The sequence below is a fragment of the Rhodococcus sp. NPDC059968 genome (assembly GCF_042738615.1).
Lineage (GTDB): Bacteria > Actinomycetota > Actinomycetes > Mycobacteriales > Mycobacteriaceae > Rhodococcus_F.
Genome location: NZ_JBHWUE010000065.1, coordinates 21024 through 36264 on the forward strand (window position 1 = coordinate 21024; position 15241 = coordinate 36264).

Consider the following 15241-nt stretch of genomic DNA (forward strand, 5'->3'; position numbering starts at 1 on the left):
ACGGTCGTTCGGCGCCCCCGCAGCCGGCTCGCGACCGGGCCCAGGTCGCGGCCATCGCGACACCGGTCCCTTCGCGACGGGCAGACCATCCGCGACCCGTCTATGCAGAACGCCATCTAGCTGGGATTCTCGTGGCATGCATGTCGTCCCACTCGGCGACATCGAACACCCATCACGTGCCCGCCCCCTCGACCTCGCAGCGGCGAACGTCGCATTGGGCCCGGCGTCGCATCGGTGGCTACCGCGCGTGTTGACAGTTTCCGTGTGGCGTTGTTAGCGTCATCACATCCACCCAACGGACTTCATATCCACTATATGGATACGCTGCTTGAGGTGTTTCAACCCACTCCTGATAGGGGTCATCCAGATGACACGTGTTACCGCGGACGTCACTCGCGTGAGCCGCCGTTCCTACTGGGGCCGAGACGAATTCGAGTCCGAGATGGAACGAATCTTCGGACGGTGCTGGCTGTTCGTCGCCCACGAGAGCGAGATTCCCTCGCCCGGCGATTACGTCACCAGGAAGCTGGGAGGCGAGGACGTCATCGTTGTCCGGGACGAGACCGGCGACGTCCGGATCTTCCTGAATTCGTGCACGCACCGGGGCAATCAATTGTGTCGCGCCGACATGGGCAACTCATCGCACTTTCGGTGCAGCTACCACGGCTGGACGTTCTCCAATAAGGGCACGCTGCGTGGAGTGCCCGAGCGCAAGCAGGTCTTCGACGCGGACTTCGACAAGAGCGAGTACAACCTGGTCGGACCGCCGAACGTCGACGTCTTCCACGGGCTGATCTTCGCCAGCTGGGACCCGGACGCTCCCCCGTTGCTCGACGAACTCGGAGACATGGCCTGGTATCTCGAGGCCGTGCTCGACAAGGCCGGTGACCTGCAGGTCGTCGGACCGCCGGCGCGCGCCCTGGTACGGACCAACTGGAAGCTCGGCGCGGAAAACTTCGCCGGCGACGGCTATCACCTGGGCACGACGCACAAGAGCCCGATCGATCTGGGCACCTACCTGAACACCGAGGCTTTTGCGCAGCTCGACGACGTCTCGATGGATGCGATGCGTGGGCGATGCATCGTCGCCGGCAACGGGCATACGCTCCGGGTCCAGCATTACGGACTGGAGTCCGATACCCCGGTGTTTCTCGGCTACCCGGAGAACCGCTGGTCCGACATCACGGCCGGACTCGACCCCAGGCAGGCCGATCTGATGTCGAGAATGTCTGTGCTGCACGGCAATGTGTTTCCCAACCTGTCCTTCATCGACGCTGCAGCCCTTTCCTCCGGTGACGACACCCCGGCGGTGTCCTACGTGCAGTTCCGCCAGTGGCAGCCGGTCGACGAGATGCACTGTGAGCTGATCATGTTCGCGTTGGTCCCGAGGTGGTACGACGAGCAGCAGCGCGAGCATTCGCAGCGCGCGAACCTCCGCATGGTCGGTCTCGCCGGGATCTTCGACACCGACGACTTCCAGAACTGGACGAGCGTCGCCGACATGAGCCGCGGTCGAGTATCGCAGTCCACCGATTTCGTCTACGCCGGCGGTGTCGGTATCAAACCGGCCGACGATGTCGACTGGCCCGGCGCCGTCTACGACGTCGATCACTCGGAGGTCAACCAGCGGGAGATGTTCCGCAGGTGGTCCGAACTGCTCGACGACGACAGCATCTGCACACGCACGGCAGGGAAGGCGGACCGATGCTGAGCGACGAACGTATCGACGTCCAGCACGCGGACGACGCCACCTTTACCAGCGTGAGCAGGTTCTACGGCCGCGAGACGGCGCTGCTCGACGCACACGACTACCCGCGGTGGATTCCGCTGCTCGAACCCGAGTTCGTCTACCGGATTCCCGTCACCGTCACCCGTGACGACCCGTCGCAGTCTCCCTTCGTGGCGGGTGCGTACCTGCTCGACGAGTCCCGTGACTCCCTGGCCAATCTCTGGGCCCGGCGCCTCGAACCCGAACACATCGACTTCTCCTGGGGGGAGGTCCCGCTCCAGCGGGTGCGGCGATTCGTGTCGGTCCTCTCGGTCACCGACACCGAGCGCGCGAACGAAGTGTCGGTCGCCTCGAATGTGCTCGTAACCGTTGTTCACCAATCGGATCCGGTGGTGATGACCGCGGCCGGACGGCAGGACGTCCTGCGTCGCCGCGGCGACGGCTGGGGCCTGGTGCAGCGGACGGTCCAGCTCGACGAGAGCGTCGTCCGACTGCCGCACCTGCGAATGGTGATCTGATGTCAACTCCACGGACACACACGAAGGACGACTCGGCCGCGCCGCACGCCGGTGACGGAACCATCGACGCCGAATTCACCGTCGTCAACGAGTTCACCGCCGTACGGGTGCGCAAGATCCTGACCCGCAACGGGCAACGGCTCGAGATCACCTCACTCCGGCTCGACCACCAGATCCGTCTCGACGCCCTCGCCCTCGAGGCACTGAGCTGGCAGAACGAGGAAACGATCTCCGCCTACCTCGACCAGCCGTTCGGCCCCGAGGATCCCCCGACCACCGAAATCGGAAAAGAGAACAACTGATGCTGCTACTGACCGACGAGCACGTGCAAGCCCTCACACAGATGCCCGACCTCGTCAGCGCCATCCGCGAGGGGTACCGCACGCAGGCCCGCGGCGGTGCACAACTGCCCGACCGCATCAACCTGGAGTCCACGCCGGGATTCTTCCGGCTGATGCCCGGCGTGTCGGACGGCGCGGGTTTGATGGGGTTCAAGGTGTTCAACCAAGTCTCCGAGGGTGGGGTCCAGTACCTGATCGGCCTGTTCGACGAGCGGACCGGTGAGTTGCTCGCTCAGCTGGACGGGGCATACCTCACCGCTGCCCGCACCGGAGCGACCACAGGTGTGGCGGCCGGGTTCCTGGCACCGCAGACCGGTGTCGAGATCGGGGTCATCGGATCCGGCCTGGAGGCCGAGACGAACCTCGAGGGGGTATGCGCCGCCCTCGACGTCAAACGGGTCCGCGTCTACAGTCCGAACCCACAGCGGCGGACAGCATTCGTCGACCGGATGGCCGCACGCCTCGACGTGGACGTCGTCGCGGTGTCCGAGCCGGCCGAGGCGGCCGCCGCACCGGTCGTCGTGGTCGCCACCAATACCGGTGTCGGAACCGGACGCGTCGCCCTCGAGGGCAAGTGGCTCACGCCCGGGACCACGGTCCTGTCGATCGGCTCCACCATGCCTTCGTTGCGGGAGATCGACACCGACGTCGTCGACCGCGCCGCACTCGTGGTCAGCGACGCCCCCGAACAGGCACGCACCGAGTCCGGGGATCTGATCGCCGCCGACGAAAAAGGGGCCCTCGACGGCAAACTCGTGGCACTGGCGGAGCTAGCCGGGGGCAACGTGCCCGCCCTCGACGCAGGCGCGATCACCGTGTTCAAGTCGGTCGGCACCGCGTTGCAGGACCTGGTCGCGGCCAAGGTGGTCTACGACCGGGCCGTGCAGAACGGAATCGGGACGTCGGTGGATCTGCTGCGCACCAAGAAGCCCGCGGGAGCATGAGCGCCATGACGAATTGGGCCGAACGAGTGGCCGTGGTGACCGGTGGCGGCAGCGGAATCGGACGCGCTGTCGCCACCCGTCTGGCCGACGACGGATACGCGGTCGCGGTGATCGATGCCAACGACGTGGGCGCCAAACGCACGGCCGAGATCGTCTCCGGGACGGGCGGGCGCAGCATCGCCTACGCGGCGGATATCACCGACGAGGACCGTGTCGGCGCGGTGGTCGGCGAGATCGCGTGCGAACTGGGCGAGATCGACGTCCTGGTCAATGCCGCCGGAATCTTCGACCAGAACCTGGACTTCGAGGAGCTCACCGCCGGCACCTGGGAGCGGGTCCTGCGGGTCAACGTCCTGGGTACCGCGAATGTGATGCGGGCGGTCGGACCGCTCATGGTCGAACGCGGCCGCGGCGCGATCGTCAACATCGCGTCGTCGGCCGGGCTGGTGCCCCGCGGCGGCGGGTCCGCCTACATCGCCTCGAAATACGCGGTCGTGGGCCTGACCCTGAAAGTCGCTGCGGAGTACGCCGGTCGAGGTGTGCGTGTCAACGCCGTCGCCCCCGGGTGGATTCCCACCGACCTCTTCACCACCAGTGCGGCCGCACTCCGGCGAGCCGGGGGATCCGTCCCCGACGATCCCTCCCCCGTCGGAGGGAGCATCCCGATGAATCGGCCGGGAGATGTACACGAGGTAGCGGCCGGAGTGTCGTTCCTCGCCTCCGCCGAGGCCGGTTACATCACCGGTGTCGTCCTGCCGATCGACGGCGGATACCTCGTCGGCTGAGCGCCCCCCGTGCCGTGCCGCACGGCACCACTCGAGAAGGAACGAACAATGTCACAACCCCATTCCCACCCGCGGGTAGTCGCGGCCGACCGGAACAGCGAGGTGTAGCCATGCATGTCACCGCCGATGCCGGCAAGTGCCGTGGTTACGGCAGCTGCATGCTCGAAGCCCCCGAGGTCTTCGATCTGGACGAAGACGAGAACAAGGTGATCCTGCTGCAGGAAAACCCGCCCGAGTCCTTGCACACGAAGACCGACAGGGCGATTCGATCCTGCCCCGCCAAAGCGTTGGGAACCCGCGATGAGTAGGTTTCAGCGCATCGTTGTCGTCGGCGGCTCCCTCGCCGGCATGAACGTGATCCAGGAACTGCGGCGCCTGGGCTACACCGGCGCCATCACCCTCGTCGGCGAAGAGGACGTGCGATCACCCTACGACCGCACGGAACTGTCGAAGAAGTTACTCACCGGCACACGAGATCCGGACGATCTCTATTTGCTGACTACGGAGGAGATCGGCGAACTCGACCTCGATCTTCGCCTCGGACGCCGGGCGACAGCGCTGTCGCTCGACCCGTCGCGGCACACGCTCACCCTCGACGACGGCACGGTTCTCGAATTCGACGCGCTCGTCGTGGCCACGGGTTCGCGGGCGCGGCGCCCAGCTTTCATGGGTGACCTCGCGGGTGTCCACGTTCTGCGGACGCTGCCGGATGCTCTCGCGCTCAGATCCGAATTGGACAGTGCCCGAGACATCGTCGTCGTCGGTGCCGGGTTCATCGGCGCCGAGGTGGCGGCGAGCGTGCGCACTCGCGGGCAGTCGGTGACTCTGGTCGATCCGCAACCGACGCCCTTGGGCACCGTTCTCGGTCCCATTGTCGGCTCCCACTTCGCGGATCTGCACACCAGCCACGGGACCAATCTCGAACTCGGTGTGGGCGTCCAGGACCTGGTAGGTGACGGGCGCGTGACCGGGGTCAGGCTGACCGACGGACGACTTCTCCCCGCTGATCTGGTGGTCGTCGGAGTGGGCGGTTCCCCAGTGACCGAATGGCTCGACGGCTCCGGCGTCGAGGTGGACAACGGCGTCCTCTGCGACGATGGCGGGCACACCAACGTGCCCGGTATTTATGCCGTCGGCGACGCTGCCCGTTGGTACTCGGACTACTTCGGGGCGCAGGTACGCAGCGAGCATTGGAACAACGCGACCCTCCAGGCGACGGTGGTGGCGGAGAACATCGTTGCTGCCGAGAAGAAGTCGACGTTGTGCGCCGTGCCCAGCTTCTGGTCGGACCAGTACCGCAAACGTACCCAGATGGTCGGGTGTCCCCGGCCCACGGACGAGGTGTGTTTCGTCAGCGGCGGACCGGGCGACGAACGATTCGTCGCACTCTATGGTCGCGACGACCGGGTCACCGGCGTCGTTTCGTTCAACTCCCCGCGCGGGTTGATCAAATATCAGCACCTGGTCGCCGAAGGGGCGTCGTGGTCCGCGTCGACGGCTGCGCTCGAGAACATCATTTCAACTGATAGCGGCCATTGATGGCGGTCGGGTCCTCCCATCTCCCCAATTCCGTTGGGGAGAGATAGATTCGGACCAACCGACAGAGACCTGAGTCACAGTGTGGTGCGCGGCCTTAGTGATCGTCGGATCACCGACACCCAGGTGCGTCCTGTCGTATCTCGCAATCTCCCGCTCAGCTGGCTATCCGGCAGGCATGGGCACCGATGGAAGGAACCCCCTTGTCGACAATTGACGGTAGCGACGTCTACCAGGCCCGATGGCGAATGCTCGCCCTGCTCGTCCTCGGCTACATCAGCCTGACGTTGAACTGGTTCAACATCGCGTCGGCCTTCACACCCATCAGCGAGGACCTCGGCGTGAGCTTCGCGCAGCTCGCCATGCTGATCGCGCTGTTCGTGCTCGGCTACGGGGTCGCCCACGTCCCGGGCGGCATCATCGCGGCCCGGCTCGGGATGAAGCGCACTCTCGTCCTCGGGATGGTGCTCCAAGGGGCCGGTGCGGCGCTGTCCGGCGTCGCGGTCGGCTTTCTCGACCTCGCCCTGTACCGGGTGATCGCCGGTGTCGGCGCGTCCATCTTCATCGCCGTCGCCGTCGCCGCGGTCAGTGTGTGGTTTCGTGATCATGAGATCAACCTCGCGCTGGGCATCGCGTGCGGTGCCGCATTCAGTACCGGTGTCGCGTTGGGTCTGTATGCGTGCATCTACGTGACCGACCTCGCGGGATGGCGCGGCATGCTTGCGATCTGCGGAATCGTCAATATCGTCCTGGCGGCGGCGGTGGCCCTGTGGTTCTACACCCCGCGCGGCGTCAGCGGACTCCACGGCGGCCGGATCAGCCGCGCCGGCCTGATCCGGGCACTGGTCGACAAGCAGCTGTGGATCTACGGCATCGCCATGCTCGGCGTGTACGGCGCCTACTTCACCGCATCGCAGCTGTTCAGCGAGTACGCGGTCGCGCAACGCGGCTTCACCCCCGGCCAGGGCGGTATGCTCGCCGCGATCCTGGCCCTGGCGGGAATCCCCGGCAGCCTGGTCGGTGGCAAGGTCGCGGACCTGGTCCGCAACTACCGATCCGTCATCGTCGTTCCCCTCCTGCTGATGGGGGCACTGATCGCCGCGATCCCCGTCGCCCCCGATGCCCTGCTGTGGTTCATCTCCTTCGCGATCGGATTCCTTTTCGTCTTCAGCTACCCGGCCTGGCTGGGTGTGCCCGCGGACCTGTCGAAGATCGATCCCGAACAGGTCGGCACCGCGGTCGGCGTGATGCTCACCCTCGCCGCGGTCGGCGGATTCATCGTCCCCGTGGTCTTCGGGCACATCGTCCCCGATCACGGTTTCGCGGCCGGTTGGATTGCGGTCGCGGCGGTCTCGGTGCTCACCGCCCTCGTGGGTCTGCTGGGCAAGAAGCGAGCCGCCGAACCGGTCGACGAAGACCACAAACTCACAGTCGGCTGACTGTGCACCTACCACCTCCCTTGTCGCACTGTGAGATCCAGAGTGCGACCGACCGAAAGAAATGAGGAAGTAAGCAGATGAGCAGAATCATCGACATCTCCATGGTCACCGACGGTGATCCCACCCTCGAGGGCAAAGGCGTCATCTTCGAGCCGCACTCGCTCGGCGCCGAATGGAACCAGGAAAACTACGACATCGACCCGAATCATTGGCCCACGCCCGGTGCCGCGTTCGCGGTCGAACATATCGACATGAACTCGCACACCGGTACGCACATGGACGCACCGTGGCACTTCGGCCCGGTGATGGCGGACGGGTCGAAGCCGAAGACCATCGAAGAGTGGCCCGTCGAGCGATGCATGGGTGACGGGGTCGTCATCGACATCAGTGATGCCGAAGACGGCGCGGAGGTCTCCCTCGAGGAAATTCAGCAGAAGCTGAAGGACATGAACTACACCATCAAGCCGGGCGACATCGTCCTCACGATGACCGGAAACGACAAGTACTGGGGAAGGCCGGAGTACACCACCCGTGGTGGCGGACCGAGCCGTGAGGCACTCAAGTGGATCCTCGAACAGGGCGTGACGGTCGTGGGTACCGATGCGTGGAGCTACGACCGTCCGTACGCCGCATGGGCCGCCGACTACCACAAGCACGGCAAGGACCCGAAGTACCTGTGGCCCTGCCACCTCCTCGGCCTCGAGATCGAATACGCGCACATCGAGAAGCTCGCCAACCTCGACCAGCTGCCCCCGCACGGTTTCAAGGTCATCGCGCTGCCCATCAAGATCGCCGGCGGCACGGCCGGATTCGTCCGGGCCGTCGCCATCGTCGACGAGGACTGACCGGTGACCACAGTCGGCGACGAGATGAAGTACGTGACCGTTCCCGGCCTGCAGGCCGACGCCGCCTGGCACTGGGTAGCGGAGGCCGGGAATCTGGTGTTCACCTCGGGAGCGGTTCCCCACGACGAGTCCGGGGACATCGGTGAGGACCTCTCGGCTGGGGCTCAGGCGGACCGGGCGTTCGCGAACCTGGAGCGTGCTCTGCAGGCTGCGGGCAGTTCGATGGACCGTATCGTCAAGATCACCGGGTATCTCACCGACCCGGAGTCTCTGCCGAAGATTCGTACTGTCCGCGACAAGTGGATCCCGAACCGGCCGCCGTCGACGTTCGTGTACGTCGCCGGCCTGGTGGATCCGCGGATGCTGATCGAGTTCGAGGCGATCGCGGTCAAGGTCTAGAGGAGGGGAAAGCGTTGACATGGGCCGGAGTTCGGGTGTCGCTCACGATCTCGCGGACTCCGGCCCAGAGGCTGCTGCCGGTAGGGGCCTTCCTCGGCCCGAGGGGAATCCTTACCGGTTTCGCCAGCCCATCAGCTGGGACAGAGATTGGGCGAGCCCGAGAACCTCATGAAGAACCAGGTCTCGCGGCGGCATCTGTTCGCGGTAATTGGCGATCGACACCGACGCCGTCACCTCGCCTGCGGCGTTCCGGATCGGCGCCGAAATCCCACAAGTGGCAGTGGTGACATCCCGGTCGCTGGTGGCGTAACCATCGGCCACGATCTGTTTCAGCTTGGCCCGCAACTCGGCGGGATCGGTGATCGTGTACTCGGTGAACGAACGCAGCGGCGCCTGGACGTAGGCGTCGATGAACTCGTCGGGGCAGTATGCGAGCAGTACCAATCCGCGGGCTCCCGTGTGGAGAGGATAGGCGCGGTATGTATTCGCGTAGGACAAGGTGGGAACGGGGATACGCGGTTCGACGCTGGCAATGGCCACCGACGAATGCCCGTCACGCTCGGCTATCTGAACGAAGCCGTTGATCCGGTCGGCGGCCGTCCGCATCAATGGCTCGCTTGTCGTGAACAGCGGATGATCGCCGAGGTAGGCGGAGCCGATGGCGAACATCCGACGCCCGACGTAGTGCAGACCGGTTGTGTCGTCGCGGCGGACGAAGCCCTTGTCGCGAAGATAGGTCAGTGTGCGGTGCGCAGTTGCCCATTTCGCCCCGGTGGCTTCGGCGAGTTCTTTCGCGCGCATGGGCTGTTCCGCGAGCAATTCGAGCATGTGCATTCCACGATCCATGCTCTGCATCGTGGAATTCTCGGATTTTTTCTCGGGCTCGTTGGCGCTGCTCACGCCCAAAATATACCATGCCGCGGTTTTGAAATGTGTTCCGGTTCAACTCGACCGGGATTATTCGGGTCGTGAACTTTCCCGACGGATCGGGGGGCTTTGCACGAGAAAAGGGGAAAAGAAATGAAGACGGTGGACCGTAGGGGGTTGGTCGCCCAAGTGATCGACCTGTTCGAGGACGAGATCGTGTCGGGCCGGTGGGCGGTCGGAAGTCGGATTCCCACCGAGCCGGCGCTGGCAGCGATGGTGGGCACCGGCCGAAACACCGTCCGGGAGGCCGTGCAAGTTCTGGCGCATTCGGGAGTTCTCGAGCGACGCCAGGGGTCGGGTACCTACGTGTTGTCGTCCCGTCGACGTATGCCGACAACTGTGCTGGGAGAGGGCTCGGCGCATTCCGAGGACGTCCGCGAAATGAAGCGCCTTCTCGTCTCCTCGGCGTGTGTGGTGATTGCGGTGCGCGGCACCGCAGAGAATATTGAATCGGTCCGCCGACGATACATCGCATGGGTGCGATCCACCGAAAACACTGATTCCGAAGAATGCGACGGTGACGTACTTTCCCGAACAATTATTGCGAGCACCCGGAACGAGACGGCCCGGAGTTTGTTCGATGCACTTCCGTGCATTTCCGACCGGGAACTGTGGAAATTTCCTACAGGAGATATAGAGCTTGCCTTCCACGACATTATGAAGGCATTGCTCTCCGCTGACCGGATCGCGGTGGCATTGGAATGCGCGTCCCTGACGGTTCGTACCGCGTCCCGGTGCAAATCCCCCACCAACTCATCGCACCATCGATGACCGCTCACATCTGCCTCGCCAGTTGACGAATGCCGCGACGAAGCCACCGGTGTCCGGGATCGTCGGAATGGCGGGGATGCCAGTACATCACCTCGGTGATCGGGGCCAACGCGACCGGAGGCTCGAGCAGTCGGATGTCGGCATTGCCGCGAAGGGCCCGCGCCAGTCGTTCGTACAGCACCGCCACCATCTCCGTTCCCTCCAGCAGGAACGGAGCAGCGACGTAACTGGTCGTCGACGCTTCGACCCGAAACGGTAACGCGATGGCGTTCAGTTGGGTCTCAGCGAAGGATGGCGGGATTCCGCCGGTGGCGGACAGGTGCGGAAAGGCGCTGAACTGCTCTCGTGACATCGCCTCGCCCACAACGGGATGGTCCCCCGCTACCACGCACACGTGTCGGTCGGTGAACAAGGGAGCGCTGGCGTACTCGGTTCCGACATGTCCGACGATCTCCCGCGGAATGATCACCAGGTCAGCTTGCGCCTTGAGTAGCGGATCGAAGTAATTTGCTTGCGGTGCAACAATATTGATGCGGATTTGGGGCGCCTCGGCCGCGATCGTACGCAAGAACGAGCGCAACAGCACCAGGGTGACGTAATCGCTCGCGTGGATGGTGAACGCCCTCGAGTCCGTGCCGGCGTCGAACGGTGCCCGAACAGCGACCAGTGTCTCGATGGACCCGAGGACGTCGTGGACCAGAAATCGGAGAGATTCAGCGAGCGGTGTCAGCGTCATCGTCGACCCGTCGCGAACCAGGAGCGGATCATCGAAGAGCTTGCGCAACCTCGACAATGTCCCACTCATGGCGGGTTGACCGACCGAGAGTTGCTTCGCCGCCCGCGAGACACTCCGCTCGGACAGCAGTGCATCCAGTCCGACCAGAAGGTTCAGGTCGATTCGATTCAATGTCATGCGCATCGCGCCATCAACCTCCTCTCCACCTCGGAAAAGCATGGGAATATCATTTGCAATGATACCGCCCATCGACGCCACCTGGTCGCCCGGAAGCATCTAAATCGGCTGCCTGACGGTATCTTTGGAAGACACGAGCGGTTCGAGTCGCGGTCTCCGCGACACTGCCCTGGCCCGACTTCCCCGAACGGCGTTACCGCGAAGGAGCGGTCGGTGGCCCGCTCGCCTGGGTAGCCGAAGAAGTCGCATACCACTAACTTGGAGTCTTTGCATGACAGTACGGGATGGTTGGGCGGTGCTCGACACCGCCACGGCTACCGCCGTCGGGGTACGACCCGCGGGAGAGGTCATCGGCGTGGACACGCGCTCGTTCCTGCACGCCGGACCGCAGATCGATCCGAGCGAGGTCGTAGGGCCGATGCGGGGCGCCATCCTCGGCGCGTTGGTGCTCGAGGGTGAAGCGACAGACCTCGCCGGTGCCGCCGAGATCCTCGACGGCGGCGGCATCGACCTCCGGCCCTGTCATTCTGCATCCGCCGTCGGAGCGATGGCAGGCGTTGTTTCTCCCAGCATTCCGGTGGTAGTCGTCGAGGACGGGGACGGACACACCGCATACGCACCACTGAACGAGGGACTGGGCCGGGCACTTCGGTTCGGCGCGAACGATGCCGAGGTCCTCGAGCGCCTTCGGTGGATGAGCGCGGTGCTGGCACCCGTCCTGGACAACGCGCTGCGGTCGATGGGCGGTATCGATGTCACGGCATTGCAGGCGGAAGGGCTTCGACGCGGCGACGAATGCCACAACCGGAACATCGCGTCCACGACGGCGTTGACGGTCAAGTTCGCTCCCGCGATCATCGAGTGCGCACCCGATTCGAAGACCGCCGCCGCGATCGTCGACTTCCTCTCCGGTAATCCCCACACGTTCCTGGCCTTCTCGATGGCGGCGGCCAAACTCGTCGCCGACGCCGCACACCACTGCGGAACCCGGGGCTTGGTGACCGCCATCGCGGGAAACGGGCGGCGCATGGGGATTCGCGTCAGCGGTCTCGACTCCTGGCTCACGGCGCCGGCGCCGCTGGGTGAGCCCAAACTGTTCGACGGTTACTCCGTCGACGACGCCTGCCCGATGATGGGTGATTCGCTGGTGACCGAGGTGATCGGACTCGGCGCCTTCGCGTTGTCGGCGGCACCGGCAATCAGCTCCTACATCGGCGGCAGCCCCAGTGTCTTGCAGGATTACGTGTCGCAGATGCGTCAGATCACCCGCGGAGGCAGCAGCCGATTCCTTATCCCCGGCGAGGGTTTCAGGGGAACACCGATGGGAATCGACGTCGAGGCCGTCGCGCGCACCGGAATCGCCCCCGTCGTGAACAACGGATTCGCGCACCGAAATGCGGGAGTGGGACAGGTCGGTGCGGGCATCACCCGGCTCCCCCTCGAACCGTTCATCGCCGCGCACAACGCTCTACTCGATCTGGGCGCGGGCGAATACAGCGCAGTAGCCGGAAGTAGCTGGGGCAGATGAACCGCCACGAGGGCGGGGTAGTCCGGATGGCGCCGCCGATGCCCGCGGTAATCCACTCGGATCAGGGCTCCGCACTGCGCCGACTGGGCGAGCGCGATGCCCGGGTGACGCGGATCGTCGCCGGGTTCGCGGCCAACGACGTGTTCTGGTCGTCCGGCTACGAACCGAGCAGGTTCACCACCACGCCGTCCGGCTCACTGATTGTCCCGCACCTGCTGTGGGAGCTGAGCAACGGAGATGTCCTCGCCATCGACGACGTACAGGTGGGATTCGGCGGGGCGGCGCCGCGCCGGGCATTCGACCTGCTCTGCGACCTCGGAGTCGGCGACCCCGTCGCACGCGATATCGCCTATTCGCGCAGGTCTGTGACCAACCTGGGAATCGGTGGCGCCGCAGCAGTGCAGGTCGACGCTCACGACGACTGGCCCGGATACCGCTTCAACACGCCCACCAGAGTCGGCGCGTCCTGGGTCCTACGGGTGAGCGCGGACAATCTCACCGGCGGGCTCCGGCCGGTGGGCGTACAGAGAACTCCCCGGACGGTGGCAGGAAGAATTGGATCGATGATCGCCGACGAGCTGGACCGGACCGACACACCGGCCTGGGCCTGTGGTCCTCGGATCGCGGAAATCGTCCCCACCGGTGTCGCCGCCGCGGCCGCTGGCCTTCCCGACAGCGGAACCTCTCGATTTCCCGGCGCGGGGAAAGTGCAGACCGATCAATTGATCGTGACCCAGGGCGGCCTGCAGCTGTGGTTCGAGCTTCCCGAGCCTACGCAGCCCGCGGGCCTGCCGCCCGAGGCGCACGATCTGATGACGAACCTGAGAATCTCGACGACCGCGGCGACCGACGAGTTCGCTGTGGGAGTCGACCATCGCCGGCACCAGTGCTCCTGACACCGCATCCTGGTGCGGGATACCCGTTCATTCCTCAGCCACCCTGCGGAGCTGCGCCGCGCGCAACCCCAGATTTCCCGGTTGTCCACGACGAAAGGTCATCCATGCCGGAACCGCTGTACTACCGCAGCGCGACCGAGCTCACCGCCCTCATGCGCGCCGGAGAGCTGTCCGCCCGAGAAACCGTGGCCGCGCATCTCGCGCGAATCGAAGAAGTCAATCCCGCCGTCAATGCGCTGGTGACCTACCTTCCCGACGCGGCGATGACGCAGGCGGCAGCGGCCGACGAACGCTTCGCCGCCGGCGACTGGGACGGACCCCTGCACGGTATACCAGTGGCGCACAAGGACAACCACCTCACCAAGGGAGTGCGGACCACCTTCGGTTCGCGAATTCATGCCGCGTATGTGCCTGACCGCGACGATCTCATTGTCGAACGGATGAAGAACGCCGGAGTCGTCATGCTGGGCAAAACCAACGTTCCGGAGTTCGTCGCCGGTGGGCACACCTTCAACGAAATATTCGGGGTAACGCGCAATCCGTATGATCTCGATGTCACCGCGGGCGGGTCCTCCGGTGGGGCGGCCGCTGCTCTCGCCGCCGGAATGCATCCAGTCGCGGACGGAAACGATATGGGCGGCTCTCTGCGTCTGCCCGCCGGATACTGCAATGTCGTCGGCCTGCGTCCGAGCGCCGGTCGGGTGCCCGTGTACCCGGCGGTGGATGGCTGGTGCGGCCTGTCGGTGCAGGGACCGATGGCGCGCTGCGTCGACGACGTTGCGCTGCTGTTGTCCGTCATCGCCGGCCCGGACCGCCGGTCGCCCCTCAGCCTGGAAGAGGACGGAACCCGATTCGCCTCGATCGCGGACGGGGGTCTGGCCGGGCGCCGGATCGCCTTCTCCACGGATCTGGGCGGCAGCGTGCCCGTGGAACCGGAGGTCCGGCGAGTCGTCGAGCAGGCCGCGAAGACCTGCCAGGACGCCGGCGCCTTCGTGGAGGAAGCGTGCCCCAGCTTCGACGGGGCCGGGGAATGCTTCCGCACGCTCCGAGCGTGGCAGTTCGAAGCCGCACTCGGTGACCTCTTCGACGCGAACCCCGACCTTGTCCGGCCCAGCCTGTACGAGAACATGCTCGCGGGCCGACGGTTGTCCGGGCGCGAGGTCGGCCGCGCGGCACTGCTGCGCACCGAACTGTTTCACCGGATGCGAGAATTTCTGGGCACCTACGACGGACTGATCCTCCCGGTGGCACCGCTGCCCGCCTTCGACGCCGACCTGCAGTACCCCCCATTTGTGTGCGGGCTTGCCCAACCGGATTACCTCGGGTGGATGGAGACGGCGTGCCACGTCACCGTCACCGGCCACCCCGTGATCGCCATGCCCGCCGGCTTCAGCACCGCCGGGACCCCACTGGGCATCCAGATCGTCGGACGACACCGCGGGGAAGGTCAATTACTTTCCATGGCCAAGGATTTCGAACACAGAACTCAGCACGCTTCGATCAGACCCACGCTGGCCATTCCCCCGGCCGGCCACCGGTCGACCGAAGACACCGTGCGGTAGCCAGTCACCTCGGATGAATTCGAGGTATCCGGTTGGGCTCCCCTACATTTCGGAATCGGCGGACCCGCGTCGGCGGCCCAACCCTCCCCCGAGGACCAGAACCCGCCG

General features: G+C 65.2%; 16 protein-coding genes and 1 pseudogene. 15 read left to right on the forward strand and 2 right to left on the reverse strand.

The window, feature by feature from the left end; genetic code table 11:
* The first annotated feature begins 367 nt into the window (after positions 1–367).
* From ACFWAY_RS36885 to ACFWAY_RS36930, 10 genes are all read left to right on the forward strand, one after another.
* Positions 368–1711 carry a Rieske 2Fe-2S domain-containing protein gene (locus tag ACFWAY_RS36885; protein ID WP_378514003.1) on the forward strand — a complete coding sequence of 448 codons (1344 nt, stop codon included), beginning with the start codon at positions 368–370 and terminating at the stop codon, positions 1709–1711.
* Complete coding sequence (locus tag ACFWAY_RS36890) at positions 1705–2247, forward strand: aromatic-ring-hydroxylating dioxygenase subunit beta (RefSeq protein ID WP_378514004.1); 543 nt, start codon at positions 1705–1707, stop codon at positions 2245–2247. The genes ACFWAY_RS36885 and ACFWAY_RS36890 overlap by 7 nt, the downstream gene beginning before the upstream one ends.
* Positions 2247–2549 (forward strand): dihydrodiol dehydrogenase, encoded by a 303-nt coding sequence (locus ACFWAY_RS36895; protein ID WP_378514005.1) that lies wholly within the window; start codon positions 2247–2249, stop codon positions 2547–2549. Before ACFWAY_RS36890 ends, ACFWAY_RS36895 begins: the two co-directional genes overlap by 1 nt.
* On the forward strand, positions 2549–3532 hold the full coding sequence (locus ACFWAY_RS36900; RefSeq protein ID WP_378514006.1) for an ornithine cyclodeaminase family protein: 984 nt from the start codon (positions 2549–2551) through the stop codon (positions 3530–3532). The genes ACFWAY_RS36895 and ACFWAY_RS36900 overlap by 1 nt, the downstream gene beginning before the upstream one ends.
* A 5-nt stretch (positions 3533–3537) precedes the next feature.
* Positions 3538–4317 carry an SDR family NAD(P)-dependent oxidoreductase gene (locus ACFWAY_RS36905; RefSeq protein ID WP_378514007.1) on the forward strand — a complete coding sequence of 260 codons (780 nt, stop codon included), beginning with the start codon at positions 3538–3540 and terminating at the stop codon, positions 4315–4317.
* A 110-nt stretch (positions 4318–4427) separates the two neighbouring features.
* Positions 4428–4625 (forward strand): ferredoxin, encoded by a 198-nt coding sequence (locus ACFWAY_RS36910; protein WP_061040642.1) that lies wholly within the window; start codon positions 4428–4430, stop codon positions 4623–4625.
* A complete protein-coding gene (locus ACFWAY_RS36915; RefSeq protein ID WP_378514008.1) occupies positions 4618–5856 on the forward strand; it encodes an NAD(P)/FAD-dependent oxidoreductase in 1239 nt (412 codons plus the stop codon). Before ACFWAY_RS36910 ends, ACFWAY_RS36915 begins: the two co-directional genes overlap by 8 nt.
* A gap of 200 nt (positions 5857–6056) precedes the next feature.
* A complete protein-coding gene (locus ACFWAY_RS36920; protein ID WP_378514009.1) occupies positions 6057–7292 on the forward strand; it encodes a nitrate/nitrite transporter in 1236 nt (411 codons plus the stop codon).
* A 77-nt stretch (positions 7293–7369) separates the two neighbouring features.
* Positions 7370–8137 carry a cyclase family protein gene (locus ACFWAY_RS36925; protein WP_378514010.1) on the forward strand — a complete coding sequence of 256 codons (768 nt, stop codon included), beginning with the start codon at positions 7370–7372 and terminating at the stop codon, positions 8135–8137.
* Positions 8138–8140: 3 nt separating this feature from the next.
* Positions 8141–8536, forward strand: a complete 396-nt coding sequence (locus tag ACFWAY_RS36930) for a RidA family protein (RefSeq protein WP_378514011.1) — start codon at positions 8141–8143, stop codon at positions 8534–8536.
* Positions 8537–8647: 111 nt separating this feature from the next.
* On the opposite strand, the gene ACFWAY_RS36935 is transcribed toward ACFWAY_RS36930, so the two are convergent.
* A complete protein-coding gene (locus ACFWAY_RS36935) occupies positions 8648–9436 on the reverse strand; it encodes an IclR family transcriptional regulator (protein WP_378514012.1) in 789 nt (262 codons plus the stop codon).
* Between the two features lie 120 nt (positions 9437–9556).
* Here ACFWAY_RS36935 and ACFWAY_RS36940 point away from each other — a divergent pair.
* Positions 9557–9760: pseudogene (locus ACFWAY_RS36940) on the forward strand (FadR/GntR family transcriptional regulator); the annotation flags it as partial.
* An 84-nt stretch (positions 9761–9844) separates the two neighbouring features.
* Positions 9845–10234: a hypothetical protein gene (locus ACFWAY_RS36945; protein WP_378514034.1), complete on the forward strand. Its 390-nt coding sequence runs from the start codon at positions 9845–9847 to the stop codon at positions 10232–10234.
* Between the two features lie 4 nt (positions 10235–10238).
* Here ACFWAY_RS36945 and ACFWAY_RS36950 read toward each other — a convergent pair whose 3' ends face one another.
* Positions 10239–11147, reverse strand: a complete 909-nt coding sequence (locus ACFWAY_RS36950; protein WP_378514013.1) for a LysR family transcriptional regulator — start codon at positions 11145–11147, stop codon at positions 10239–10241.
* Between the two features lie 271 nt (positions 11148–11418).
* Here ACFWAY_RS36950 and ACFWAY_RS36955 point away from each other — a divergent pair, with 271 nt between their 5' ends.
* The 3 genes from ACFWAY_RS36955 (at position 11419) to ACFWAY_RS36965 (ending at position 15133) form a co-directional block, all read left to right on the forward strand.
* Positions 11419–12675, forward strand: coding sequence for a DUF1116 domain-containing protein (locus tag ACFWAY_RS36955; RefSeq protein WP_378514014.1), 1257 nt, complete (start codon positions 11419–11421; stop codon positions 12673–12675).
* Complete coding sequence (locus ACFWAY_RS36960; RefSeq protein ID WP_378514015.1) at positions 12672–13571, forward strand: hypothetical protein; 900 nt, start codon at positions 12672–12674, stop codon at positions 13569–13571. Before ACFWAY_RS36955 ends, ACFWAY_RS36960 begins: the two co-directional genes overlap by 4 nt.
* Before the next feature lie 104 nt (positions 13572–13675).
* The gene (locus ACFWAY_RS36965) at positions 13676–15133 is read left to right on the forward strand and encodes an amidase (protein WP_378514016.1); all 1458 of its coding nucleotides are present in this window, start codon (positions 13676–13678) and stop codon (positions 15131–15133) included.
* The last annotated feature ends 108 nt before the right edge of the window (positions 15134–15241 follow it).

Excerpts from the sequence above, each read along its gene's own strand:
- ACFWAY_RS36950 (WP_378514013.1), bottom strand. The coding sequence starts at position 11,147 with ATGACATTGAATCGAATCGACCTGAACCTTCTGGTCGGACTGGATGCA.
- ACFWAY_RS36965 (WP_378514016.1), top strand. The coding sequence starts at position 13,676 with ATGCCGGAACCGCTGTACTACCGCAGCGCGACCGAGCTCACCGCCCTC.
- ACFWAY_RS36925 (WP_378514010.1), top strand. The coding sequence starts at position 7,370 with ATGAGCAGAATCATCGACATCTCCATGGTCACCGACGGTGATCCCACC.
- ACFWAY_RS36885 (WP_378514003.1), top strand. The coding sequence starts at position 368 with ATGACACGTGTTACCGCGGACGTCACTCGCGTGAGCCGCCGTTCCTAC.
- ACFWAY_RS36915 (WP_378514008.1), top strand. The coding sequence starts at position 4,618 with ATGAGTAGGTTTCAGCGCATCGTTGTCGTCGGCGGCTCCCTCGCCGGC.
- ACFWAY_RS36895 (WP_378514005.1), top strand. The coding sequence starts at position 2,247 with ATGTCAACTCCACGGACACACACGAAGGACGACTCGGCCGCGCCGCAC.
- ACFWAY_RS36905 (WP_378514007.1), top strand. The coding sequence starts at position 3,538 with ATGACGAATTGGGCCGAACGAGTGGCCGTGGTGACCGGTGGCGGCAGC.
- ACFWAY_RS36945 (WP_378514034.1), top strand. The coding sequence starts at position 9,845 with ATGAAGCGCCTTCTCGTCTCCTCGGCGTGTGTGGTGATTGCGGTGCGC.
- ACFWAY_RS36955 (WP_378514014.1), top strand. The coding sequence starts at position 11,419 with ATGACAGTACGGGATGGTTGGGCGGTGCTCGACACCGCCACGGCTACC.
- ACFWAY_RS36910 (WP_061040642.1), top strand. The coding sequence starts at position 4,428 with ATGCATGTCACCGCCGATGCCGGCAAGTGCCGTGGTTACGGCAGCTGC.
- ACFWAY_RS36960 (WP_378514015.1), top strand. The coding sequence starts at position 12,672 with ATGAACCGCCACGAGGGCGGGGTAGTCCGGATGGCGCCGCCGATGCCC.
- ACFWAY_RS36890 (WP_378514004.1), top strand. The coding sequence starts at position 1,705 with ATGCTGAGCGACGAACGTATCGACGTCCAGCACGCGGACGACGCCACC.
- ACFWAY_RS36900 (WP_378514006.1), top strand. The coding sequence starts at position 2,549 with ATGCTGCTACTGACCGACGAGCACGTGCAAGCCCTCACACAGATGCCC.